The sequence below is a fragment of the Bradyrhizobium sp. SK17 genome, assembly GCF_002831585.1.
In the GTDB taxonomy this organism is placed as follows: Bacteria; Pseudomonadota; Alphaproteobacteria; order Rhizobiales; family Xanthobacteraceae; genus Bradyrhizobium.
Genome location: NZ_CP025113.1, coordinates 297,526 through 320,119 on the forward strand (window position 1 = coordinate 297,526; position 22,594 = coordinate 320,119).

Genomic DNA, 22,594 nt, shown 5'->3' on the forward strand with positions numbered 1-22,594 from the left:
GCTCACGAATTTGCATTTCAGGCCTTGCTGTTTCATTGGCCGTAGCGCGAAACAGGATGGCGGTTCCGAACGTATTCCCGGCACTGCATAGCCATAACTGACCCAGGATGACAAACGATATGCCCGAGACGCCCCCATCTGAGCCGACCGCCAAGCCGACTGCCAAGCGGCGCATACCGCTGGTGATCGGCGCCGTGCTGGTCGGAGCCGTGATCGGCTATGTCGGGGTCTCCAGCCTCAGGCATCCCCCCGGCGGCGACGTGGCCTGCAACGGCGCGGTCGCACTGGCCAAGAAGATCGCCCCGCTCGCCCATGGCGAGGTCGCGGCGCTGACCATGGCCACCACGCCGTTGAGGATACCGGACCTCGCCTTCGAGGACGCCAACGGCCAGCCGAAGAAACTCTCGGATTGGCGCGGCAAGACCGTGCTGGTCAATCTGTGGGCCACCTGGTGCGTACCCTGCCGCAAGGAGATGCCGGCGCTCGACAGCCTGCAAACCAAGCTCGGCGGCAAGGATTTCGAGGTGGTCGCGATCAACATCGACACCCGCGACCCGGACAAGCCGAAGAACTTCCTGAAAGAGGCCAATCTGACCAATCTCAGCTATTTCAGCGATCAGAAAGCCAAGGTTTTTCAGGATCTTAAGAACATAGGCAAGGCGCTCGGCATGCCGACCTCGGTGCTGGTCGACGGCCAGGGCTGCGAGATCGCCAATATCGCCGGCCCCGCCGAATGGGCGAGCGACGATGCGATCAAGCTGGTGAAGGCGGCGCTAGCCCCGGCCGCGGCGGGGTTCTGATCAGGCGACGGCGTTGAGGTTGCCGCCGATTCCGGGCGACAGATTCGCGGTCGAAGGCGTGCCGAGCAGGGTCTGAACCGCGAACTTTTCCGCGTCGAGGTTTTGCTTGGTCACGCGGGTCGCGATCTCACCTTGCAGGTTGCCCTGCTGCATCGACAGGATGCTGGTGACCATGCTCATCATGTCCATACGCGGTACTCCCAAGTGCAACTTGACGTAGCGCGCGAAAGTTAATGCTTGGGTAACGGATGGCCGCGTCAGGCTGACGCATCGTCGTCTTCATGGCGCAGGAGGTCGCCCGGCTGGCACTTCAGATAGGTGCAGATCCGCTCCAGTGTGTCGAACCGGACGCCTTTCACCTTGCCCTGCTTGAGCAGGGACAGATTGGCCTCGGTGATCCCGACATATTCGGCAAGCTCCTTCGATTTCACGTTGCGCTCGGCGAGCATCACGTTGAGCCGGACCCGGATCGGCATTGCAAAGCCTCAGACGAATTGCGCGTGCTCGTCGGCGATCGCGTTGGCCTCGGCCATCACCCAGGCGGTCACCGCGACTAGGCCGGCGAACAGCAGGGCCAGCAGCGTATCGGAGCCGAACGCGATCACGACCGATTTGCCTTGCGCGTAGGTCTGCCAGCTCAGCAAAATCGAGAGCAGCGCGCCGATCAGCGGCTTCAGCAGGGTCGAGGCGAGCATCGCGATCGCGAGGTCGCGCAACCCCGCAACGTTATCGGCGGTAAAGAAACGTCCCGCGGCGAACGCACTGAAGCAGCGGCGCACCCGCGACAATCCCCAGATCAGACAGGCCAGCGGCATTGCCGAGACCATCAGGCTCATCACGCGGACCAGCCAACCGATCGGATGGAATGCGACGCCGTTCAGCCCGGCATCGCGCAGGATCGCCTCATCCGGGCTCGCCAGCCAATAGGCCAGTAATCCCACGGCGAGCACGAAGGAGATCGCGGTACACGCATAGGCGAGCACGCGGCTGACCGAGCGGATGCGGGCGAGGCGCGCGGGCCGCACGGACGGGGAAAACTCTGACGAAAGGGACACAGACATACTCGACCTCGGAGGTTGCTGGCGTATTATTATTGTTTTACGATAATAAATATTCGCAAGTCAACATATCTTGAAAGGTACCTCATGCTCCGACGCCCCGCGCGCACCATCTGCGCTCTTCTCTTGCTGACCACAACCGTGCATGCGCAGCCTTCGACATCGCGTGGACAGATCTCGGTCGCGCAGGTCGGGGCGATGCTGGATCAGGCCGCCACCAATCCGACCGCGCGCCAGACATTGACGGCGTATCTGGCCGGGTCAGGCGAAACCGCCGGCTGGCTGATGGATACGGCACGCGGCCTGCCGCCCTGCGCGCGGCGGCTGTCACTCGACGCACAGCAGGCTCGCGACGCGATCGCCGGCGCCACCGCCGAGACACCGGCGACGCCGCTGATCATCCGCGGCATGCTGAGGCGCGCAGGATGCCGGTTGACCGAATGACGGACGCCTAAGCCGCGTTCGCCGCGAAGGCCGCACCGAGCGTGCGAAGCGCCTGCCGGGTCCGCACGTCGGACAGCTTTGAGTAGAGCACGACATCGCGGCTCGGCAACGGCGGCAGGCCAAGCCGCGGCCCGAGGTCGACGGTATCCGCCGGCGCCACCCGGCGCGCCAGCGCCGCGACCGCAAGGCCCGCTGAAATCGCCGCGCCGATCGTCGCAAGGCCGCCACCGACGAACGCTTCGGTCCAGGGAATGCCGGCAGCGTCGAGCGCCTCGACCGCCATCGCGCGCACGCTGCACGGCTCGGCCTGTGTCGCCAGACGCAGCGGCTCGCCAGGGCGATGGTGGAAATCGGGTGCGGCCATCCAGCCGAATGATTCCTCGAACAAGACGTCGCCATCGCGGCGTTCGGCGTCGTGGCGCAGCACGATCGCCGCATCGAGCCTGCCGTCGTCGAATGCGCTGAGCACGGACCGCGACGTGTCGACATGGAGCTGGATCACCAGCCCCGGATCGGTGGCGTTCATCCGCTTCAACAGCGATGCGAGCTCCGATCCGACGATGTGGTGGCTGATGCCGACCATCAGCCGCCGGTGCTCGACCGCGAACGCCCCGATCGCCGACTGATGCGCGGCAACCAGATCGCGCGCGGCGCCGAGGAAGGCGGCGCCTTCAGCGGACAGCCGCACCAACCGCGGCGTTCGCTCCAGCAGCCGGCGGCCGAGCCCATCCTCCAGCCGCCTGATCTTCAGGCTGACCGCGGACTGCGTGGTCTCCATCGCCTGGGCCGCGCGGGTGAAGCTACTGAGGTCCGCCACCAGCACGAAGGCCTGCACCGCCTCGATGTCGAGCGCCTTCATGGCCATTCATTGGAAATGAATATCATTGAAATGCATTATCATACGGTTTTCCAATGATCAACGAAGCCCTAGGTTCGGCTGAACGCAACGATCGCCGCTAGGAGAGCCAACATCATGCCGCTGACCCGCGTCTCGCTGCGGCGGGGCAAGCCCGCCGCCTACCGCAAGTCAATCCTCGAAAGCCTGTATCGCGCCATGCGCGAGACCTTCGATGTGCCGGAAGACGATCGCTTCATGACGATCTCCGAGCACGACGATGACGACTTCGTCTACGGCGCCGATTACCTCGGCATCAGGCGGAGCGACGACCTGGTCATCATCCAGATCACGGTCAGCAACACCCGCCCCGTGGCGCAGAAGCAGAGGCTGTATCGGCGGATCGTCGAGCTGCTGGCGGAAAGTCCCGGGCTGCGCCGCGAGGACATCTTCATCAACCTGGTCGAGGTGCTGCCCGAGAACTGGTCGTTCGGCAACGGTGAGGCGCAGTACGTCCGATGACTGCCACACCGCTCCTCTCGCCGCGGATGAGCGGCATCAAGCCTTCGCCCGCATCGGTGCTGCGGCGCCGCGCACGCGAGCTGCGCGCGGCCGGGCGCGACATCATCGAGCTGTCGTCGGGCAACCTGGACTTCCCGACGCCTGACCATGTGATCGCGGCGGCGCATCAGGCGGCCCTGCGCGGCGAGACCCGTTACACCGATGTCGATGGTACGCCGGAGCTGAAGCAGGCGGTGCAGGCCGCGCTGCGGCGCGATCATCGCCTCGACTACGGGCTGGACGAGATCGCCATCACCAACGGCTCGACCCAGGCGCTGTTCAACGCGCTGCTGGCGACGCTGGCAGCCGAAGACGAAGTGATCATCCCCGCACCCTATTGGGCCCCCTATCTCGACCAGGTGCGGCTCGCAGGCGCGACGCCGGTGGTCGTGCCATGCGCGCAGAACAACGGCTTCAAGCTGCGCGCGGATGATCTGCGAGCGGCGATCTCGGCGCGAACCCGTTGGGTCATCGTCAACAATCCGGTCAATCCCTCCGGCGCGCTGTATTCGCATGAGGACCTCAGCGAGATCGCCGCGGTCCTGTTGCAGCATCCGGACATCTTCGTGCTGGCCGACGGGCTCTACGAGCACATCACGTTCGACGGCGCGCCGGCGCCGACGCTAGCGGCAATCGAGCCGCGCCTGAAGCCGCGGACGCTGACGGTCAGCGGCCTCGCCAAGAGCTACGCCATGATGGGGTGGCGGATCGGCTATGCCGCCGGACCTGCGGCGCTGATCCGCGCGATGATCACGATCCAGTCGCAAACCACGTCCGGCGCATCGTCGATCAGCCAGGCCGCCGCGGTCGCGGCGCTCGATGGCGCGCAGGAGGTGCTGGCCGAGCGCGCCGCAATCCTTTGCGGGCGGCGGGATCGCTTTGTCGAACTCGTGAACGGATGCGCCGGGTTGTCCTGCGCGCCGCCCGAAGGCACGTTCTATCTGCTGGTCAACTGCGCCGGCGTGATCGGCAAGCGCGCGCCCGACGGCCGGGCGATCGAGACCGACCGCGACTTCTCGACCTATCTGCTCGAACAGGCGGACGTGGTGGTGTTCCCCGGCGAGGATTTTGGGCTGTCGCCCTATTTCCGCGTCAGCTTCGCCAACCCGTCGGCGACCATCGAGGAAGCCGCGAGACGGGTGAGGCGCGCCTGCGCGACACTGCAATGACGCCTCTCCAGCAGAGACAGCGTCTTGCGCTAGCAGCTCATTTGTTCGGACTTGGGACGGGCGTAACTGTCATCATCAGTCTCGTACCCGCGACGCTTGCGCTGTTGCGGGCGCTGAACTGAAGCGCGAGCCGATGACTATCGCGTCGGGACCGGCTTGTCGCCGCGATAGTCGTAGAAGCCGCGCTGGCTCTTGCGTCCGAGCCAGCCAGCCTCGACATACTTCACCAGCAGCGGGCACGGCCGGTATTTGGAATCCGCCAGCCCCTCATGCAGCACCTGCATGATCGACAGGCAGGTATCGAGGCCGATGAAATCGGCGAGCTCGAGCGGGCCCATCGGATGGTGCGCGCCGAGCTTCATCGCGGCATCGATCGCCTCGACGTTGCCGACGCCTTCATACAGCGTATAGATCGCCTCGTTGATCATCGGCAGCAGGATGCGGTTGACGATGAAGGCGGGGAAATCCTCCGACACCGCGACCTGCTTGCCGAGCTTGGCGACGAACGCCTTGGCGGTGTCGAAGGTCACGTCGTCGGTGGCGATGCCGCGGATCAGCTCGACCAGCTCCATCGCCGGCACCGGATTCATGAAATGAATGCCGATGAATTTCTCCGGGCGATCAGTCGAGGCGGCGAGCCTCGTGATCGAGATCGACGACGAGTTGGTCGCGACGATCGCTTCGGGCTTCAGCACCGCACAGACGTCGTGGAAGATCTTGCGCTTGGTCTCTTCCTTCTCGACCGCGGTCTCGATCACGAGATCGCAATCGGCCAGCGCATCGATCGTTTCGGCGGAAGCGATGCGGTCGAGCGCCTGCTTCCTCTCGCTCTCGCTGATCGCCTTCTTGGCGACCTGGCGGGTCAGATTGCCGTTGATGGTCGCCAGCGCCGACTTCAGCCGGTCGCCCGAGACATCGTTGAGCACCACGTCGAAGCCAGCCAGCGCCGCCACATGGGCGATGCCGTTGCCCATCTGGCCCGAACCGATCACGCCGACCTTTTTGATTGCCACCGTCATCTTGTCATCCACCGGAACGGCGCGCATGTCGCGCCTGCCCAATTCCAACGATACCCGAAGCGAAGCCTTCCGGGTTGCCCAATCCGCCGGAAAACGTTTCCCGGGACCATGATGTGATCACCAAGTAATCGCATCCGATCCATCTTCCTTGTCGGGCACGATCTTTCCGGAAAACCGTTTCCGGATCGTTGCCCCAACAATAATAACACCGGCCGGAGATTACTCATCCGGCCGGTATTTTGTCGCTTACTTTCCGAGCTTGCCGAGTGCTTCGGTCAATTCCGGAACCGCCTGGTAGAGGTCGGCGACCAGGCCGTAATCGGCGACCTGGAAGATCGGCGCGTCTTCATCCTTGTTGATGGCGACGATCACCTTGGAGTCCTTCATGCCGGCCAGATGCTGGATCGCGCCGGAGATGCCGACCGCGACATAGAGTTCCGGGGCCACCACCTTGCCGGTCTGACCGACCTGCCAGTCGTTCGGCGCGTAGCCGGCATCGACCGCGGCGCGCGAGGCGCCGACGCCGGCGCCGAGCTTGTCGGCGAGCGGCTCGATGTACTTGGCGAAGTTCTCGCGGCTCTGCATGGCACGGCCGCCGGAGACGATGATCTTGGCCGAGGTCAGTTCCGGACGGTCGCTCTTGGCAACTTCCTCGCCGACGAACGTCGACAGGCCCGGATCGGCGGCGGACGCGGCGTTCTCGATTGCCGCGCTGCCGCCTTCGCCGGCGGCGGCGAAGGTCGAGGTGCGGACCGTGATCACCTTCTTGGCGTCCTTCGACTTCACGGTCTGGATCGCGTTGCCGGCATAGATCGGCCGCTCATAGGTGTCGGGCGCGACGACCTTGATGATCTCGGAGACCTGCATGACGTCGAGCAGCGCTGCGACGCGCGGCATCACGTTCTTGAAGCGCGAGGTCGCGGGCGCGACGAAGGCGTCATAGCCGGGGGCCAGCGCGACGATCAGCGCGGCCAGCGGCTCGGCGAGATCGTGTTCATAGGCCGGGCCTTCGGCCACCAGCACCTTGCTGACGCCGGCGAGCTTGGCGGCGGCTTCCGCCGCAGCCTTGGTGCCCTGACCGCCACCGGCAACCAGCACATGCACGTCGCCGCCGAGCTGGCTCGCCGCGGTCAGCGCCTTGTTGGTCGAGTCCTTCAGGGTCTCGTGGTCGTGTTCGGCAATCAACAGCGTCGTCATCAGAGAACCCCGGCTTCGGTCTTGAGCTTGTTCACGAGTTCGGCGACGTCCTTGACCTTGACGCCCGCCTTGCGGCCTGCCGGTTCCGCGGTCTTCAGCACTTCCAGACGCGGCGTCACGTCGACGCCGTAGTCAGCGACGCTCTTGTCGTCGATCGGCTTCTTCTTCGCCTTCATGATGTTGGGCAGCGACGCGTAACGCGGCTCGTTGAGGCGGAGGTCGGTGGTGACGATCGCCGGGCCCTTGAGCTTGATGGTCTGCAGACCGCCGTCGACTTCGCGGGTGACCTTGAAGTCACTGCCTTCGACCTCGAGCTTGGAGGCGAAGGTCGCCTGCGACCAGCCGAGCAGTGCGGCCAGCATCTGGCCGGTCTGGTTCGAATCGTCGTCGATCGCCTGCTTGCCGAGAATGACGAGGCCGGGCTGCTCCGCATCGACCACGGCCTTCAGGATCTTGGCGACCGCGAGCGGTTCGACATTGCCTTCGGCCTTGACCAGGATGCCGCGGTCGGCGCCCATGGCGAGACCGGTGCGGATGGTCTCCGAAGCCTGCGCCGGTCCGATCGACACCACCACGACTTCGGTCGCCTTGCCGGCTTCCTTCAGCCGCAGCGCTTCCTCGACGGCGATTTCGTCGAACGGGTTCATCGACATCTTGACGTTGGCGAGCTCCACGCCCGATCCGTCACTCTTGACGCGGACCTTGACGTTGTAGTCGACGACCCGCTTTACCGGCACAAGAACCTTCATCGATCCTCTTTCGCTTTGATTTTATGGGTTTCGGTTGGCTGGCGCGGAACCTAAAGGTCCCTCACCCCCCGGTCAACGCGCGAAAGCCAAAAAACCGCCCCCCGGTTTTGAACCAGTTTAGCGGTTCTGGCCCGGCACCCACAACACGTCCCCGGCCCCCTTATTGTTCTGGAAGCGGCTGGCAACGAACAGGAAATCCGACAGGCGGTTCATATATTGGATGCCAGCGGCATTGACCCGCTCGTCGGGCCTGGCGGCGAGTTCCACCATGATGCGTTCCGCGCGGCGACATATCGTCCGGGCGAGATGCAGATATGCGGATGCCGGCGTTCCGCCCGGCAGCACGAAGGAGGTCAGCGGCGCGAGCTGATCGTTCAGGCTGTCGATGTCGCGCTCCAGCCGCTCGACCTGGCTTGCCAGCACGCGCAGCCGCTCGGCCTTGCCGTCGCGCTCCGGCACCGCAAGATCGGCGCCGAGATCGAACAGATCGTTCTGGATTCGGCCGAGCATCGCATCGACCTCGGGACTGTCGGCCAGATGCAGCCGCACCACGCCGATCGCGGCATTGGTTTCGTCGACCGTGCCATAGGCAGCAACGCGCAGATCGTATTTCGGACGCCGCTCGCCGGAACCGAGCGCCGTGCTGCCGTCATCGCCGGTGCGGGTGTAGATCCGATTGAGGACGACCATGGTCAGCTCCGGCTCCAGTGTTGGTTTCCACCTCTCCCGTAGGGAGAGGTCGCGAGCATCTTGCGAGCGGGTGAGGGGTCATAGTCTAACGAGAGACCTGAACCCCTCACCCGGATCGCCAAGGCGATCCGACCTCTCCCAATGGGAGAGGTGAAGAATCCGTATCATCCGCCCTAACGCCCCATCGCCCAGACCGCGAGCATCGCAATGACGATGGCGACGAACTGCAACAGCACGCGCAGCCGCATCAGCTTCTGCGACGTATTCGGCGAGCCGCCCTTCATCATGTTGATGAGGCCGAGCAGGAGCACCAGCGCGACGGCGCCGACGGCAATGGGAAGAATGATCGTACTGAGGACGGATGTCATCTGCGGTACATAACACCGCAGGACGCGGACTTCCACACAGCTCCGCAATGCAACCAACTGGCTTTTCCGTGCGTAATATCAGATGCTGGGTTGGTTCTCGGAGCGAGCGATTTCGACAATGCCGGGTGGAATGTGAAACAGCTTCGTTACGTCTTCAACGTCGTGATGGATGCCTTTTACACGTTCCTCGCCGATGACGGCTGGGCGATCGCGAGCCACATCGCGCTGTCGACCCTGATGGCGCTGTTTCCGTTCCTGATCGTGCTGACGTCGGTGGCCGGTTTCTTCGGCTCCAAGGAGCTCGCCGACCAGGCCGTCGGGCTGCTGCTCCAGGTCTGGCCGACGCAGGTCGCCGAAGCGCTGTCCGGCCAGATCCACGACGTGCTGACCAAGACCCGCGGCGACATCCTGACCATCGGCGCGGTGCTTGCGGTCTACTTCGCCTCCAACGGGGTCGAGGCGCTGCGGGTGGCGCTGAACCGCGCCTATGCCGTGATCGAGCCGCGGCGCTGGTACTGGCTGCGGCTGGAATCGATCGGCTACACGCTGGTCGCCGCGTTCACCTCGCTCGCGATGGCCTTCCTGATCGTGCTCGGGCCCCTGATCATCGAGGCGGCGCGGCGCTATATCCCATTCTTCGTCGAATCGAACGAGAGCCTGGTCAACACCGCCCGTTACGGCATCACGGTGCTGGCGCTGGTCGTCGCGCTCTTCATCCTGCATGCTTGGCTGCCGGCGGGGCGCCGCGGCTTCACCCAGATCCTGCCCGGCATCATCTTCACCATGGTGGCGTCGCTGATCTCGGGCATCGGCTTCGGCATGTATCTGGCGCGCTTCGCCAACAATTATGTGACGATGTATGCGGGGCTCGCCTCGGTGATCATCGCGCTGGTGTTTCTGTATTTCATCGCCGCGATCTTCGTGTTCGGCGGCGAGCTGAACGCGGCGATCATCAAGTCGCGGCTGCCGCGCGGCGTGTCGCTTCAAGCAGCGCAGTCGCTAGCGCCCGCGGAGAAACAGGCTTGACCAGGAAGGTGTCGGCGCCGGCAGCGCGCGCCGCGGCTTCGTCCTCGGCGCGACCGGAAATCCCGACGATCGCGGTGCGGCCGTGCGGCGGCGGCAACGCACGGATGCGCTTGATGGTCTCGACGCCGCCGATTCCCGGCAGGACCATATCCATCAGCACAGCGTCGAAGGCGCCGCGCGCCAGCCTGTCAGGGGCGACCTCGCCCTGACCGATGAATTCGGTATGGTGACCGAGCTCAGTCAGGATCGTGTTGAGCACGACCCGGCCGAACGGATTGTCCTCGACACTGAGCAGCCGCAGCCCCCGCGATGCCGGCGCTGCTCTGTCTTCGCCCACCCCGGGGCTGGCCGGCCCTTCAGCCGGCGCCAGCTTTACGGTGAGCGTGAAGGTGGTGCCGCCCCCGGCACGCTGGGCGGCCGCGATGTCGCCGCCCATGGCGCGCGCGAGTTGCCGGACCGAGGACAGCCCGAGCCCGGCGCCGCCGAACCGCGCGGCGATCGAGACGTTGGCCTGCGAGAACGGCCGGAACAGGCGCTTGACCTCGGCGAGCGAAAGCCCGATGCCGCTGTCGGAAATCGCAAAGGCAACGCCGACCCCGCCACGATCCCTCGCCTTGGCCACGCGCACCGGCGCGACATGCAGCTCGACCGTCCCCTGCTCGGTGAACTTGACGGCGTTGTCGATCAGGTTTTCCAGCGCCGCACGCAGGCGGACGGGATCGCCGACCGCGAAGCCGGGCAGTCCGTCGGAGACCGCGACCGAGGCCCGCAGTCCCTTGGCGGCCGCACGGCCGGCCAGCGAATCCCCGGCATGGCGCGCCAGCGCGCGCAGGTCGAAGAAATCCCGCCGGATCTCGAGCCCCGGCCCGTCGCTCCGGGCAGCATCGACAAACAACGTCGCCAAGCTCGCCAGATGCTCGGCGCCGGCCTTGATGGTATCGACCCAGCGCCGCTCGCGCTCGCCGAGGTCCGACGTCGCGAGCAGGTTGCTGATCGCGAGGATTCCGGTCAGCGGCGTCCGCACCTCGTGGGCAAAGGCGGCGAGTGCGGTCTCGACCATGCCGGAACCGGCCTTCGGCGCCGCCTTCGATGCGGCGCGCTTGCCGCGCGGCTTGGTCGCTGCCTTGGTGGAGCGCTTCTTGATGGTGCGCGTTTTGGCGGCGCGCGGCTTGGGCGGCGTCCTTCCGGATGGCCGCTTGCTGCGCCGTACGCGCGATTTTGACGCCATGATCTCAGTAATCCCCGCCCCAAAGGACAACATGGCATGCCAGCCGTGCCGGAGTCACGGCAGCGTTTGCGGCCGGCCACCGCAAAGCGGCATGATGGTAACCGCCCTGCTTCGCGCCCGAACCCATCACAGGCTAACGAGGCGGCGGATGTCGGCCGGGCTTGCGCCGTCCGCGCGCAAGGCGCGCAGTGCGGTCGCCTGGGTCGATTTCGACAGTTTTTGGCCGGCGGCGTCTCGAATGAGGCGATGGTGCCGGTAGGTGGGCACGGGCAGGCCCAGCAACTCCTGCAACAACCGGTGCACGCTGGTGGACCAGAACAGGTCAGCGCCCCTGACCACATCCGTGACGCCTTGCAACGCATCGTCGATCACGACGGAGAGATGGTAGCTGGTCGGGGTCTCCTTGCGCGCCAGGATCACGTCGCCCCAGGCCTCGGGTCGCGCCACCATGTCTCCGGTCTCTCCGGCCGGCCCGTCGCCCTGTTCCCGCCAGCGCAGTGAACCGGCGTGCGCACAGGCCGCCGCCATGTCGAGCCGCAATGCGAATGGTGCGCCCTGCCCGATCAGCCGTTCGCGCTCCGTCTGCGCCAGCGATTTGGCGGTGCCCGGATAAAGCGGCGCGCCGTCCGGATCGCGCGGCCACGCGCCGCCGGCTTCCCTGTCGGCAACCAGCCGTGCGATGTCGGCGCGGCTCTCGAAGCTCGGATAGACCAGCCCCTGCGCCGTCAGGCGGTCGATCGCAGCACCATAGGCGGCAAAATGCTCGGACTGCCGCCGCACCGGGGTTTCCCAGCCAATGCCGAGCCAGGCGAGGTCTTCGTAGACCGCGGATTCGAACTCCGGACGACAGCGCGTCGCATCGATGTCCTCGATCCGCAGCAGCAAGCGCCCGCCCGTCTGCCGTGCGAGGTCGTGGTTGAGCAGCGCCGAATAGGCGTGGCCGAGATGAAGGTGGCCGTTCGGACTCGGTGCGAAACGGAAGATGGCTGGCATGGTGCTTGTGCCGGGCTCGATTCGGCGACCTCTGTTTGGGCATCATCTCTCCGGAAAACCGATCTCCACCTTTCCGGATCATGCGGCTGGACAAGACTCTGTTACGATAGGAGATGGATGCGCGGGTCAAGCCCGCGCATGACAAGTTGATATAGAGCCGCAATGCTGATTCATCTCGAAACCCAGGCCGACCTCGACGACGCCATCCACAAGCTGGTCGACCAGGATCGACGCCTGCGGCCGATCCTCGAACTGACCGGCATGCCGGCGATCCGGCAACGCGAGGCGGGGTTTGCCGGGCTTGCCGCGATCATCTGCGGCCAACAGCTGTCGACCGCGAGCGCGGCGGCGATCTGGGGACGGGTCAGCAAGGCATTCGACCCGTTCCACCATGATGCGATCCGCAGGGCGCGCGCCGACCGGCTCGGCCGGCTCGGCCTCTCCGCGGCCAAGATCAAGACGCTGAAGCACATCGCGCGCGAGCTTGCCGACGAGCGGCTGAACCTCGACGTGCTCGCCAACGAGGACGCTGATGCCGCGCACAACACGCTGACCGCGCTGCCCGGAATCGGCCCGTGGACCGCCGACGTCTATCTGCTGTTCTGCCTCGGCCATGGCGATGCCTGGCCGGCAGGCGACCTCGCGGTGCAGGAAGCAATGAAGGTCGGGCTCGGGCTGAAGGAGCGGCCGACGCCAAAGCAGATGGCGCCGCTTGCCGAGCCGTGGCGGCCGCTGCGCGGCGCCGCCGCGCATCTGTGGTGGGCCTATTATCGTGTCCTGAAGAATCGCGAAGGCGTGATCGCCAGCGCGAAGTAGGCGATCGAGAAAAACGCTGCAACGGCCTGATCGCGTGCTAGCATCGACCGACGAATACTTAATCAGTTTGCCTGCCCTGTCATTCCGCACGCCCAGCACATCCCCTCACGGAGGACGGACCTGGTATCGCCCCGCATCCCGCTGACGCTTCTCCTGGTCTCGCTGAGCGCGATCGCCGCGGTGTGGTGGTGGCTCGGCATCCCGATCACCCTGGTGCGCGCGCCGATCGATCCGAGCGACAAGGTCCAGTGCATCTCATACGCCCCGTTCCGCGACAACCAGACGTCGCTTTCGCCGGCAACGCAGGTCTCGCCTGAGCAGATCGCGGAGGATCTGGCGCAACTCGCGAAGATCTCAAACTGCATCCGCACCTATGCGACCGACCTTGGTCTCGATCAGATTCCGGGCCTCGCGGGCAAGGCGGGGCTGAAGGTCATTCAAGGCATTTTCCTCGATCGAGACCGGAAGAAGAATGCGACGCAGGTCGAAACGGCGATCCGCCTCGCGAAACAATATCCGGACACGATCATCGCGCTCGTGGTCGGCAACGAGGTCCTGCTGCGCAAGGAGATGTCAGCGTCCGATCTCGCCGCGACGATCCGCTCGATCAAGACGCAGGTCCGCGTGCCCGTCACCTATGCCGACGTCTGGGAGTTCTGGCTGAGCAATCGCGAACTGGCCGACGCGGTCGACTTCGTCACGATCCACATCCTGCCCTATTGGGAGAACGTGCCGATCCCGGCGGAACAGGCCGCCGCGCACGCCGACGAGATGCGCCGCGAGGTCGCGGCGGCCTTTCCGGGCAAGGAGATCTTCATTGGGGAAATAGGTTGGCCGAGCGAGGGGCGGATGCGCGAGTCCGCGCTGCCGTCGCCCGTCAATCAGGCGCGCGTGGTCGCGGAGGTGCTCGACCTGGCCCGGCGCGAGCATTTCCGCGTCAATTTGTTCGAGGCCTATGACGAAGGGTGGAAGCGCGAGATCGAGGGCACGGTCGGTGGATCCTGGGGCCTGTTCTCTTCCGAACAGCGAACACTGAAATATCCGGCGGGCGTGCCGATCAGCAATTTCCCGCACTGGAAGCTGCAAATGGCCGGCGGCATGGCGCTGGCCATCCTGGCGTTCGGCGCGGCATGGTTGACCGTGCGCCGCAAGCCGCGGGAGCCAACGGAATCCTGGCTCGTGTCATGGCTTGCGGTTGGGCTCTCGGCGACCACGGCCGGAATCCTGTTCGGGGTCGCCACGCAACGACTGGTCTATGAAAGCTACGGCACCGGAGGCTGGCTCGTGTGGGGCTCGCTTCTGGCGGCGGCAACGGCGGCGCCGGTGTTCGGCGCCAACGCCCTCGTGTCGGGTCGCGCACCGCCGAGCTTTGCCGAATTGCTCGGCCCACGAGGCTACCACACGGAAACGATGCTGGTGACGATGCACGGGTTGACCTTGATGGTCACCGCCGTGATCGGCACGGCGACCGCACTCGGCCTCATCTTCGACCCGCGCTTCATCGATTTTCCGTTCGCGCCCCTCACCATGGCGGCGGTGCCTTTTGCGGCCATGACGCTGCTCAATCCGCCCGGGAAGGGCAACCGCCCTCTGGCAGAATCGATGTTTGCCGGCATTTTCCTTGCCGCGGCAATCTATACGGCGCTCAACGAGGGGCCGCAAAACTGGCAGTCGCTGTGGACCTGCGCCGCCTTCATCCTGCTTGCGGTGACGCTGTGGCGGGCGCGAGCCTGAGGACATGATCTCGATTTTGATTTGAGCATGGTCTCTTCGGAAAACCGGTTCCCACTTTTCCGGATCATGCTCTATCCCCGCAGCCGGACCCGGTCCTCACGCGCGCAGTCGGTGACGAAGCCGATCACGGCGCGCACCGCGGGAAGTTCGACCAGATCGGGATGGGCGAGCAGCCAGAGGTCGGAGAGGCTCGCGAGCTTTTGCGGCGCGACCCGAACCAGGTCGGAATAGTCGGCGGCAACCAGGCAGGACAATGCCGTGATGCCGAGCCCGGCCCGCGCCGCCGCAAGCATGTCACCCTGCGATGAACAGCGCATCACCAGGGTGCCCTGCCGCGTGATGACATCGCTCCACCGTGCCAGGTGCGCGTTCGAGGCCTGGTCGGCAAAGCCGATCACGCTGTGGCCCTTCCACTCGTCCCGCCGCTCCGGAAGCTTGTGGCCCGCCGCATAGTCGCGCGAGGCGAAGAAACCGGTGCCGAGCCGCCCGATCTTGCGGCCGATCAGGTTCTCGTCGCCGGCGTCGACCGGCCGCAGCACGACGTCCGCCTCGCGGCGGCGCACGCTGGCCGGAAACGGGTGGGTGATGATCTCGAGTTGGATGCTAGCATGATCGCGCAGGAACGGCCCGAGGCGCGGCATCAGCCAGTGCGCCGCCAGCGTCGCGCCGATCGACAGCTTCACCACGCCACGGGCCTGCGCACCGGTCGCGGAGGCCGCGGCTTCCGCGCGCAAGGCGGCCGCCGCCATCACCTCGGTGTGCTCGCGGAACCTGCGGCCATGCGACGTCAGCGACAGGCCGTCATTGGAACGCGCGAACAGCCGGGTGCCGAGTTGCTTCTCGAGCGCCGCGACGTTGCGGCCGACGGTTGGATGGCTGATGCGCAGGCGGCGCGCGGCGGCGGCGAAACTACGGGTCTCTGCCACCGCGACGAAGGTCTTGCAGAGCTCCCAATCCATTCCCCAGCCCGCCCGTTTCTGTTCAATCTTGACTAACTATCTGTTCAATATTGAACGCAATCGCGACGCCGTCCAGCCTTATATTGGCCCGCCAGGAGAGACGCTCCCGCCACCACAACAATTCACGATCCGCTCAGGCCGTCGGCCGAGCGATCCGCCCATGGAGGACCCGAAAGATGCCGTTGCCTGCTTCGCTGACCAACAAGCTCGAACTGCCGGTCGTCGGCTCCCCGCTGTTCATCGTCTCGGGGCCCGAACTGGTGATCGCGCAGTGCAAGGCCGGCATCGTCGGCTCGTTCCCGGCGCTGAACGCGCGCCCGGTCGAGAAGCTCGACGAGTGGCTGACGCGCATTGCCGACGAGCTCGGCGAATATCAGGCGCTGCATCCGGAAAAGAAGGTTGCGCCCTACGCGGTCAACCAGATCTGCCACGCCTCCAACGACCGGTTGATGCACGACATGGAAACCTGCGTGAAGCACAAGGTGCCTGTGATCATCACCTCGCTGCGCCCGCCGTTGGAGATCGTCGAGGCCGCGCATTCCTATGGCGGCGTGGTGTTCCACGACGTCATCAACGTGAAGCATGCCCGCAAGGCCGCCGAGCAGGGCGTCGACGGCCTGATCCTGGTCTGCGCCGGCGCCGGCGGCCATGCCGGCACGCTGTCGCCATTCGCGCTGGTGCGCGAGGTCAAGCAATGGTTCAAGGGCACGATCTTGCTGTCGGGCGCGATCTCCGACGGCTGGAGCATTGCATCGGCGCTCGCGCTCGGCGCCGACCTCGCCTACATGGGCACCCGCTTCATCGCGACCGAGGAAGCCAACGCCGATATCAGGTACAAGCAGGCGCTGACCGAATTCGCGGCGCATGACATCGTCTACTCGAACCTGTTCACCGGCGTGCACGGCAACTACCTCGGGCCGTCGATCGCGGCAGCCGGGCTCGATCCCGCCAATCTGCCGGTCGCCGACAAGTCCAAGATGAATTTCGGCTCCGGCGGCAACACCAAGGCCAAGGCCTGGCGCGACATCTGGGGCTCCGGCCAGGGCATCGGCCAAATCACCGATGCTCCGCCGGTCGCCGAGCTGGTGACGCGGCTGAAGGCGGAGTTTAATGAGGCACGCAACGATTTCGTTCGTGCCAGCGCCTGACGTAAGGACGATCGCGTGGAGAATGCCGACATGATCATCAGCGGCGAGAGACAGATCAGCTACGGCGACATCCACGCCCGCATCGCGCGGGCGGCGAACGGCTTCCGCACCCTCGGCATGCGCGACGGCAAGCCGGTCGGCATGATGCTGCGCAACGATTTCGCGCTGTTCGAGGTGGTCGCGGCGGCGGCCGCACTCGGCAGCCCGGTGGTGCCGATCAACTGGCACCTGAAAGCCGACGAGGTCGCCTATATCCTGGCCGACAGCGGCGCCGACACGCTGGTCTGCCATGCCGACCTGTTGCCGCAGATCCGCGACGGGCTGCCAGCGGCGATCAAGCTATTGGTCGTGACGACGCCACCCGAAATCGCCACGGCCTACGGCGTGGCGCCTGAATTCGCGCGGGTGCCCGATGGCATGACCGACTGGGACCAATGGCGCGACACCCATGCGCCGCTGACCGACGCCCCGATCGGCGCCGCGCCGATGTTCTACACCTCGGGCACGACCGGATTGCCGAAGGGCGTCCGGCGCAAGCCGATGCGGCCCGAGCAGCTGCCGGCGGCCGCCCGCATCGGCGCCATCACCTACGGCGTCAAGCCCAATGAGGATCAGGTGATCCTGATGAACGGGCCGATGTACCATTCGGCGCCGCATTCCTACGGCATGCTCGCGTTCCGCAACGGTTGCAGCATCGTGCTGGAACCGCGGTTCGACCCCGAGGATCTGCTGCAACTGATCGCGCGCCACGGCGTCACGCACATGCACATGGTGCCGACCATGTTCGTGCGGCTGCTGCGCCTGCCCGATGAGACACGGCGCCGCTACGATCTGTCGTCGCTGCGCTTCATCATCCATGGCGCTGCGCCCTGCCCGGTCGACGTCAAGCGCGCGATGATCGAGTGGTGGGGTCCGGTGATCAACGAATATCTCGGCTCGACCGAGACCGGCATCCCGATCTGGCACTCCTCGGCGGAAGCGCTGGCGAAGCCCGGCACCGTCGGGCGAGCAATCGAGGGCGGCATCGTCAGGATCTTCCGGCCGGACGGCACGCCTTGCGACGTCGGCGAGCCCGGCGAGATCTTCATGCGCCAGACCTTGATCTCGGATTTCGATTATCATGGCAACGCCAAGGCGCGCGCCGAGGCCGACCGCGACGGCTTGATCAGCGTCGGCGATGTCGGCTATCTCGACGCCGACGGCTACCTGTTCCTGTGCGACCGCAAGCGCGACATGGTGATCTCGGGCGGCGTCAACATTTATCCCGCCGAGATCGAGAATACCCTGATCGGCATGGACGGCGTCCGCGACTGCGCGGTGTTCGGCGTTCCCGACGACGAGTATGGCGAGCGGCTGTTCGCCTGCGTCGAGCCGGACACCGGCGCCACGCTTTCGGTCGCCGCGATCCAGGATTTCCTGCGCGGCAAGCTCGCCAATTTCAAGGTGCCGCGCGACATCCGCTTCATGGACGCGCTGCCGCGCGAGGCCACCGGCAAGATCTTCAAGCGCAAGCTGCGCGACCTCTACCGCGAAGGACAGCTTCGCTGAGGTGAGGGTGATGGTGCAGCGAACGACGTTTGAAACTTAGTTGCTGTTGCAAAGCGCCGGCAATCGACGCAACGATGCGACCGTATCCCGAGCCTGGATCATCGCCATGAACTCGACCGACTTCATCGTCATCCGCAACGACCTAGAGCAATGCAAGGTCATCGAGACCCGGTTGCCCGACGTCGCGGCGCTGCCGGCGGACGCGCTGCTGGTGAAGGTGACCCGGTTCGCCTTCACCGCCAACAACATCACCTATGCCGTGATCGGCGAGCAGCTGAAATACTGGCATCTATTCCCGGCGCCCGAGGGCTACGGCATCATCCCGGTCTGGGGTTTTGGCGAGGTGCTGGCCTCGAAGCATCCTACTGTTGCGGTCGGCGAGACACTGTTCGGCTACTTCCCGATGGCAACCCATTTGGTGATCGAGGCGGCAGACGTCAGCAAGCGCGGCCTGCGCGACGCGGCCGCGCACCGGCAGGAGGTCTCGCCGGTCTACAACAACTACGCCCGTGTCTCCGGCGATCCGACCTATGCCGGCCAGCAGGGCGATTTCCGCGCGCTGCTGCTGCCGCTGTTCATGCTGTCGTTCCTGGTCGACGACTTCCTTGCCGAGAATGACTTCTACGGCGCACGCCGCGTCATCCTGTCGTCGGCCTCGAGCAAGACTGCATTCGGGCTCGCCCATCTGCTGCACAAGCGCGGCATCCGCGTGATCGGGCTGACATCCAAGGGCAATATCGATTTCGTCACTTCGCTCGGTTGCTATGACGAGGTCGTCACCTATGACCAGGTCACCGCGATCCCGTCGGCGGAACCGGTCGCCTATGTCGACATGGCCGGCAACAGCGCGCTGCGCGAGGCCCTGCACCGGCACTTCGGCGCGCAGATGGTCTATTCCGGCCGGGTCGGGCTGACGCATCGGGCGAGCGAGCCCGACGAACCGACACTGCCCGGCGCCAAGCCGGTGTGGTTCTTTGCGCCGGACCAGATCCGCAAGCGTGCCAAGGAATGGGGCCCCGGCGGCATCGACCAGCGCTTTGGCGCCGCATGGGCCGAGTTCGTGCCGCATCTGCCCAATTGGCTCGATGTGGTCGAGCGGCACGGCCCGGCCGCGGTGCGCGAGGCCTATCTCGATACCCTGCAAGGCCATGTTCCGCCGGATCAAGGCTTGATCCTGTCGTTGGCCGAATAGGCGATATCCCGTCACGCCCTTTCTGCTGCCTCACCAATGGTTATAGGCTTGCGGCAAGGGAACGCCGTCAGAGAATGTCACCACGGCGGCCGATGACGAGAAACGCCCGATGCTCGACAAGACGGACGATATTTCGGTCGCCGCCGACAATTGGCTTGTGCAGTTCGAGGATGCGCTGGCGAGCCCCGACGATGTGCTGCTGAAGCCGCTATTCCATCCCGACAGCTACTGGCGCGACGTGCTGTCGCTGAGCTGGAACATCCAGACCGTCAACCGCGCCTTTGCGATCCTCGAGGAACTGCCGGCACATGCCCGCCGCAGCGCGCCGCATGATTTCCGCATCGATGCCGAGCGCGCCGCCCCCGCCGGGTGATGCGCGCCGGCACCACCGCGATCGAGGCGATCTTCAAATTCGAGACGACGACCGGCCGTGGCCACGGCATCGTGCGGCTGATCCCCGATGCCGGCGATGGCGACCGGCTGAAGGCCTGGACGTTGCTGACGGCACTCGAGGAACTGAAGGGCTTCGAGGAGCAGCAGGGCCATACACGTCCACGCGGACAGGCCTATTCGCGCGACTTCCGCGGGCCCAACTGGCTCGACCTGCGCAAGGCCTCCGCCGAATATGCCGACCGCGACCCCGATGTGCTGGTGGTCGGCGGCGGACAGGCCGGGCTTGCGATCGCCGCGCGGCTGCAACAGCTCAAGATCGACGCGCTGATCGTCGACCGCGAGGCGCGGGTCGGCGACAATTGGCGCAAGCGCTATCACGCGCTGACCCTGCACAACCAGGTCCAGGTCAATCACCTGCCCTACATGCCGTTCCCGCCGAACTGGCCGACCTACATCCCGAAGGACAAGCTCGCCAACTGGTTCGAATCCTATGTCGACGCCATGGAGCTGAACTTCTGGACCGGCACGGAATTCGTCGGCGGCAGCTATGACGATGCGCAAGGACGCTGGACCGTCGAGCTGCGCCGCACCGACGGCACGACGCGGACAATGCGGCCGCGCCATGTCGTGATGGCAACCGGCGTCAGCGGCATCCCCAATTTGCCCGAGATCCCCGGCCTGAAGAATTTTTCAGGCCAGGTCATGCATTCCAGCCGCTACGAGGACGGCGAGAACTGGACCGGCAAGCGCGCGCTGGTGATCGGCACCGGCAACAGCGGCCACGACATCGCGCAGGACCTGCATTCCTCGGGCGCTGCGGTGACGCTGGTGCAGCGCTCCTCGACCCTGATCACCAATATCGAGCCGTCGGCGCAGCTCGCCTATGCCGCCTACAACGAAGGCTCGCTCGAGGACAACGACCTGATCGCGACCTCGATGCCGCTCGCGTTGGCCAAGCGCAGCCACGTGTTGATGACCGAACAGTCGAAGGAGCTCGACAAGACGTTGCTCGATGGCCTCGCGCGCAAGGGCTTCAGGCTCGATTTCGGCGACGGCGGCACCGGCTGGCAGTTCAAATACCTGACCCGTGGCGGCGGCTACTACTTCAACGTCGGCTGCTCCGACCTCGTCGCCAGCGGCGCGGTCGCCCTGCAACAGTTCGCCGACATCGAGACCTTCGTGAGCGATGGCGCGCGGCTCAAGAACGGTGAGACGATCGCTGCCGACCTGATCGTGCTCGCGACCGGCTACCGGCCGCAGGAAGAGCTGGTGAAGAAACTGTTCGGCGAGGCCATGGCCGCGCGCGTCGGCCCGATCTGGGGCTTTGGCGACGGCCAGGAGCTGCGCAACATGTACACACGCACGCCGCAGCCCGGCCTCTGGTTCATCGCCGGCAGCCTGGCGCAATGCCGCATCAACTCGCGCTATCTGGCACTCCAGATCAAGGCGATCGAGCAAGGCCTGCTGCCGCGCGACGTCGGGCCGGTGGCGAAATTGACCTAACCAACCCGTCATTCCGGGGCGCGCGCAGCGCGAACCCGGAATCCATTGAGCAGCAAGCTCTATGGTTGAATGGATTCCGGGCCTGCGCTGCGCGCATCCCGGAATGACAAGAAATGGGGAGAACGGAATAATGCCAACCATCCTCGGCACCGGCGAGCACCGCTATCGCGTCGTCGAGAATTTCGCAAAGCTGCCCGACGGCTGGAGCCTGACCGATGTCGCCTCGGTCGCGGTCGACAGCAAGGACCGCGTCTATGTCTTCAATCGCGGCGAACACCCGATGGTGGTGCTCGACCGCGAGGGACACTTCCTCAGGAGCTGGGGTGAAGGCGTGTTCACCCGCGCGCACGGCCTGCACATCGACGCCGACGACAATCTCTATTGCACCGATGACGGCGACCACACCGTGCGCAAATGCTCCACCGACGGCAAGGTGCTGCTGACGATCGGCATCCCGAACAAGCCGGCGCCATTCATGAGCGGCGAGCCGTTCCATCGCTGCACCCATACCGCGCTCTCGCCGAAGGGCGAGATCTACGTCTCCGACGGCTACGGCAACGCCTGCGTCCACAAGTACACGCCGGATGGAAAATTGCTCAAGACCTGGGGCGAGCCCGGCACCGATCCCGGCCAGTTCAACATCGTGCACAACATCGCGACCGATGCCGACGGCTTCGTCTATGTCGCCGACCGCGAAAACCATCGCGTCCAGGTTTTCGACGGCAACGGCAGATACGAGACGCAGTGGAACAACCTGCACCGGCCCTGCGCGCTGTGCTGCTGCGGCGGCAAGCAGCCGAACTTCGTGATCGGCGAGCTCGGCCCCGGCATGGCGGTCAACCGCAAGGTGCCCAATCTCGGCCCGCGGCTGTCGATCGTGGATGGCACCGGCAAGCGCATCGCCCGGCTCGGCGGCGAGCAGGGCCCCGGCGTCGAGACCGGAAAATTCCTGGCGCCGCACGGCATCGCGCTGGATTCGCGCGGCGATATCTATGTCGGCGAGGTCGGCGTCACCGACTGGAAAACCAGCTTTCCAGACACCGAGATGCCGGCCACGGTGCGCCTGACGCGATGCTTGCAGAAGCTGGAGAAGATTCCGATCTGAACTCGACTCCACCAGCGTCACCCTGAGGAGCGCGCATCGCGCGCGTCTCGAAGGGTCAG

General features: G+C 65.5%; 23 protein-coding genes and 1 pseudogene. 12 read left to right on the top strand and 12 right to left on the bottom strand.

The window, feature by feature from the left end:
• Positions 1 to 119 precede the first annotated feature (119 nt).
• Positions 120 to 800 carry a TlpA disulfide reductase family protein gene (locus tag CWS35_RS01420; protein WP_024584750.1) on the top strand — a complete coding sequence of 227 codons (681 nt, stop codon included), beginning with the start codon at positions 120 to 122 and terminating at the stop codon, positions 798 to 800.
• Here the strand turns inward: CWS35_RS01420 and CWS35_RS01425 are convergent, their stop codons facing one another.
• The 3 genes from CWS35_RS01425 to CWS35_RS01435 all read right to left on the bottom strand — a co-directional run bounded on the left by CWS35_RS01425 (position 801) and on the right by CWS35_RS01435 (position 1,861).
• On the bottom strand, positions 801 to 989 hold the full coding sequence (locus CWS35_RS01425; RefSeq protein ID WP_024584749.1) for a putative motility protein: 189 nt from the start codon (positions 987 to 989) through the stop codon (positions 801 to 803). It abuts the gene before it with no gap.
• Between the two features lie 68 nt (positions 990 to 1,057).
• Positions 1,058 to 1,276 (bottom strand): helix-turn-helix transcriptional regulator, encoded by a 219-nt coding sequence (locus tag CWS35_RS01430; RefSeq protein ID WP_021079458.1) that lies wholly within the window; start codon positions 1,274 to 1,276, stop codon positions 1,058 to 1,060.
• Positions 1,277 to 1,285: 9 nt separating this feature from the next.
• Positions 1,286 to 1,861: a DUF2975 domain-containing protein gene (locus tag CWS35_RS01435; protein WP_024584748.1), complete on the bottom strand. Its 576-nt coding sequence runs from the start codon at positions 1,859 to 1,861 to the stop codon at positions 1,286 to 1,288.
• A gap of 195 nt (positions 1,862 to 2,056) precedes the next feature.
• On the opposite strand from CWS35_RS01435, the gene CWS35_RS01440 reads away from it, so the two are divergent.
• The gene (locus CWS35_RS01440; protein ID WP_157817050.1) at positions 2,057 to 2,302 is read left to right on the top strand and encodes a hypothetical protein; all 246 of its coding nucleotides are present in this window, start codon (positions 2,057 to 2,059) and stop codon (positions 2,300 to 2,302) included.
• Between the two features lie 7 nt (positions 2,303 to 2,309).
• On the opposite strand, the gene CWS35_RS01445 is transcribed toward CWS35_RS01440, so the two are convergent.
• Positions 2,310 to 3,167 (bottom strand): LysR substrate-binding domain-containing protein, encoded by an 858-nt coding sequence (locus CWS35_RS01445; protein ID WP_100950387.1) that lies wholly within the window; start codon positions 3,165 to 3,167, stop codon positions 2,310 to 2,312.
• 108 nt (positions 3,168 to 3,275) lie between these two features.
• Here CWS35_RS01445 and CWS35_RS01450 point away from each other — a divergent pair, with 108 nt between their 5' ends.
• Positions 3,276 to 3,659 (top strand): tautomerase family protein, encoded by a 384-nt coding sequence (locus CWS35_RS01450; protein ID WP_100950389.1) that lies wholly within the window; start codon positions 3,276 to 3,278, stop codon positions 3,657 to 3,659.
• Positions 3,656 to 4,867, top strand: a complete 1,212-nt coding sequence (locus tag CWS35_RS01455; RefSeq protein ID WP_168226248.1) for a pyridoxal phosphate-dependent aminotransferase — start codon at positions 3,656 to 3,658, stop codon at positions 4,865 to 4,867. The genes CWS35_RS01450 and CWS35_RS01455 overlap by 4 nt, the downstream gene beginning before the upstream one ends.
• Before the next feature lie 137 nt (positions 4,868 to 5,004).
• On the opposite strand, the gene CWS35_RS01460 is transcribed toward CWS35_RS01455, so the two are convergent.
• The 5 genes from CWS35_RS01460 to CWS35_RS01480 form a co-directional block, all read right to left on the bottom strand.
• Positions 5,005 to 5,886 carry a 3-hydroxybutyryl-CoA dehydrogenase gene (locus CWS35_RS01460; protein ID WP_024584743.1) on the bottom strand — a complete coding sequence of 294 codons (882 nt, stop codon included), beginning with the start codon at positions 5,884 to 5,886 and terminating at the stop codon, positions 5,005 to 5,007.
• 246 nt (positions 5,887 to 6,132) lie between these two features.
• Positions 6,133 to 7,083 carry an electron transfer flavoprotein subunit alpha/FixB family protein gene (locus CWS35_RS01465; RefSeq protein ID WP_050422791.1) on the bottom strand — a complete coding sequence of 317 codons (951 nt, stop codon included), beginning with the start codon at positions 7,081 to 7,083 and terminating at the stop codon, positions 6,133 to 6,135.
• Positions 7,083 to 7,832, bottom strand: a complete 750-nt coding sequence (locus CWS35_RS01470) for an electron transfer flavoprotein subunit beta/FixA family protein (RefSeq protein WP_100950393.1) — start codon at positions 7,830 to 7,832, stop codon at positions 7,083 to 7,085. The genes CWS35_RS01465 and CWS35_RS01470 overlap by 1 nt, the downstream gene beginning before the upstream one ends.
• Before the next feature lie 117 nt (positions 7,833 to 7,949).
• Positions 7,950 to 8,522, bottom strand: coding sequence for a cob(I)yrinic acid a,c-diamide adenosyltransferase (locus CWS35_RS01475; protein ID WP_100950395.1), 573 nt, complete (start codon positions 8,520 to 8,522; stop codon positions 7,950 to 7,952).
• A gap of 173 nt (positions 8,523 to 8,695) precedes the next feature.
• Positions 8,696 to 8,890: a twin transmembrane helix small protein gene (locus tag CWS35_RS01480; protein ID WP_024584739.1), complete on the bottom strand. Its 195-nt coding sequence runs from the start codon at positions 8,888 to 8,890 to the stop codon at positions 8,696 to 8,698.
• A gap of 165 nt (positions 8,891 to 9,055) precedes the next feature.
• Here CWS35_RS01480 and CWS35_RS01485 point away from each other — a divergent pair, with 165 nt between their 5' ends.
• Entirely contained in the window at positions 9,056 to 9,916 is an 861-nt protein-coding gene (locus CWS35_RS01485) for a YihY/virulence factor BrkB family protein (protein ID WP_371412483.1), read from the top strand.
• On the opposite strand, the gene CWS35_RS01490 is transcribed toward CWS35_RS01485, so the two are convergent.
• Together CWS35_RS01490 and gluQRS are read right to left on the bottom strand one after the other, a co-directional pair.
• A complete protein-coding gene (locus CWS35_RS01490; RefSeq protein WP_100950397.1) occupies positions 9,843 to 11,144 on the bottom strand; it encodes an ATP-binding protein in 1,302 nt (433 codons plus the stop codon). The genes CWS35_RS01485 and CWS35_RS01490 overlap by 74 nt on opposite strands.
• A 126-nt stretch (positions 11,145 to 11,270) precedes the next feature.
• Positions 11,271 to 12,137 carry a tRNA glutamyl-Q(34) synthetase GluQRS gene (gluQRS, locus tag CWS35_RS01495; protein WP_100950399.1) on the bottom strand — a complete coding sequence of 289 codons (867 nt, stop codon included), beginning with the start codon at positions 12,135 to 12,137 and terminating at the stop codon, positions 11,271 to 11,273.
• Positions 12,138 to 12,299: 162 nt separating this feature from the next.
• On the opposite strand from gluQRS, the gene CWS35_RS01500 reads away from it, so the two are divergent.
• Positions 12,300 to 12,953, top strand: coding sequence for a DNA-3-methyladenine glycosylase (locus CWS35_RS01500; RefSeq protein ID WP_024584734.1), 654 nt, complete (start codon positions 12,300 to 12,302; stop codon positions 12,951 to 12,953).
• A gap of 162 nt (positions 12,954 to 13,115) precedes the next feature.
• On the top strand, positions 13,116 to 14,687 hold the full coding sequence (locus CWS35_RS01505) for a glycosyl hydrolase family 17 protein (protein WP_100950401.1): 1,572 nt from the start codon (positions 13,116 to 13,118) through the stop codon (positions 14,685 to 14,687).
• A 71-nt stretch (positions 14,688 to 14,758) separates the two neighbouring features.
• Here CWS35_RS01505 and CWS35_RS01510 read toward each other — a convergent pair whose 3' ends face one another.
• Complete coding sequence (locus CWS35_RS01510; protein WP_100950403.1) at positions 14,759 to 15,646, bottom strand: LysR family transcriptional regulator; 888 nt, start codon at positions 15,644 to 15,646, stop codon at positions 14,759 to 14,761.
• Between the two features lie 176 nt (positions 15,647 to 15,822).
• Between CWS35_RS01510 and CWS35_RS01515 the strand changes: the two genes are divergently transcribed.
• The 5 genes and pseudogenes from CWS35_RS01515 (at position 15,823) to CWS35_RS01535 (ending at position 22,535) form a co-directional block, all read left to right on the top strand.
• Positions 15,823 to 16,794: a nitronate monooxygenase family protein gene (locus CWS35_RS01515; RefSeq protein WP_100950405.1), complete on the top strand. Its 972-nt coding sequence runs from the start codon at positions 15,823 to 15,825 to the stop codon at positions 16,792 to 16,794.
• A 30-nt stretch (positions 16,795 to 16,824) separates the two neighbouring features.
• Entirely contained in the window at positions 16,825 to 18,342 is a 1,518-nt protein-coding gene (locus CWS35_RS01520; RefSeq protein ID WP_100955940.1) for an acyl-CoA synthetase, read from the top strand.
• Between the two features lie 106 nt (positions 18,343 to 18,448).
• Positions 18,449 to 19,534, top strand: a complete 1,086-nt coding sequence (locus tag CWS35_RS01525) for a DUF2855 family protein (protein WP_100955942.1) — start codon at positions 18,449 to 18,451, stop codon at positions 19,532 to 19,534.
• A gap of 109 nt (positions 19,535 to 19,643) precedes the next feature.
• Positions 19,644 to 21,430, top strand: a pseudogene (locus CWS35_RS01530) (flavin-containing monooxygenase).
• 130 nt (positions 21,431 to 21,560) lie between these two features.
• The gene (locus tag CWS35_RS01535; protein ID WP_100950407.1) at positions 21,561 to 22,535 is read left to right on the top strand and encodes a peptidyl-alpha-hydroxyglycine alpha-amidating lyase family protein; all 975 of its coding nucleotides are present in this window, start codon (positions 21,561 to 21,563) and stop codon (positions 22,533 to 22,535) included.
• Positions 22,536 to 22,594: the final 59 nt, after the last annotated feature.

Coding starts and splice junctions, on each gene's coding strand:
- CWS35_RS01420 (WP_024584750.1), top strand. CDS start 120: ATGCCCGAGACGCCCCCATCTGAGCCGACCGCCAAGCCGACTGCCAAG.
- CWS35_RS01425 (WP_024584749.1), bottom strand. CDS start 989: ATGGACATGATGAGCATGGTCACCAGCATCCTGTCGATGCAGCAGGGC.
- CWS35_RS01430 (WP_021079458.1), bottom strand. CDS start 1,276: ATGCCGATCCGGGTCCGGCTCAACGTGATGCTCGCCGAGCGCAACGTG.
- CWS35_RS01435 (WP_024584748.1), bottom strand. CDS start 1,861: ATGTCTGTGTCCCTTTCGTCAGAGTTTTCCCCGTCCGTGCGGCCCGCG.
- CWS35_RS01440 (WP_157817050.1), top strand. CDS start 2,057: ATGCTGGATCAGGCCGCCACCAATCCGACCGCGCGCCAGACATTGACG.
- CWS35_RS01445 (WP_100950387.1), bottom strand. CDS start 3,167: ATGGCCATGAAGGCGCTCGACATCGAGGCGGTGCAGGCCTTCGTGCTG.
- CWS35_RS01450 (WP_100950389.1), top strand. CDS start 3,276: ATGCCGCTGACCCGCGTCTCGCTGCGGCGGGGCAAGCCCGCCGCCTAC.
- CWS35_RS01455 (WP_168226248.1), top strand. CDS start 3,656: ATGACTGCCACACCGCTCCTCTCGCCGCGGATGAGCGGCATCAAGCCT.
- CWS35_RS01460 (WP_024584743.1), bottom strand. CDS start 5,886: ATGACGGTGGCAATCAAAAAGGTCGGCGTGATCGGTTCGGGCCAGATG.
- CWS35_RS01465 (WP_050422791.1), bottom strand. CDS start 7,083: ATGACGACGCTGTTGATTGCCGAACACGACCACGAGACCCTGAAGGAC.
- CWS35_RS01470 (WP_100950393.1), bottom strand. CDS start 7,832: ATGAAGGTTCTTGTGCCGGTAAAGCGGGTCGTCGACTACAACGTCAAG.
- CWS35_RS01475 (WP_100950395.1), bottom strand. CDS start 8,522: ATGGTCGTCCTCAATCGGATCTACACCCGCACCGGCGATGACGGCAGC.
- CWS35_RS01480 (WP_024584739.1), bottom strand. CDS start 8,890: ATGACATCCGTCCTCAGTACGATCATTCTTCCCATTGCCGTCGGCGCC.
- CWS35_RS01485 (WP_371412483.1), top strand. CDS start 9,056: ATGGATGCCTTTTACACGTTCCTCGCCGATGACGGCTGGGCGATCGCG.
- CWS35_RS01490 (WP_100950397.1), bottom strand. CDS start 11,144: ATGGCGTCAAAATCGCGCGTACGGCGCAGCAAGCGGCCATCCGGAAGG.
- gluQRS (WP_100950399.1), bottom strand. CDS start 12,137: ATGCCAGCCATCTTCCGTTTCGCACCGAGTCCGAACGGCCACCTTCAT.
- CWS35_RS01500 (WP_024584734.1), top strand. CDS start 12,300: ATGCTGATTCATCTCGAAACCCAGGCCGACCTCGACGACGCCATCCAC.
- CWS35_RS01510 (WP_100950403.1), bottom strand. CDS start 15,646: ATGGATTGGGAGCTCTGCAAGACCTTCGTCGCGGTGGCAGAGACCCGT.
- CWS35_RS01515 (WP_100950405.1), top strand. CDS start 15,823: ATGCCGTTGCCTGCTTCGCTGACCAACAAGCTCGAACTGCCGGTCGTC.
- CWS35_RS01520 (WP_100955940.1), top strand. CDS start 16,825: ATGATCATCAGCGGCGAGAGACAGATCAGCTACGGCGACATCCACGCC.
- CWS35_RS01525 (WP_100955942.1), top strand. CDS start 18,449: ATGAACTCGACCGACTTCATCGTCATCCGCAACGACCTAGAGCAATGC.
- CWS35_RS01535 (WP_100950407.1), top strand. CDS start 21,561: ATGCCAACCATCCTCGGCACCGGCGAGCACCGCTATCGCGTCGTCGAG.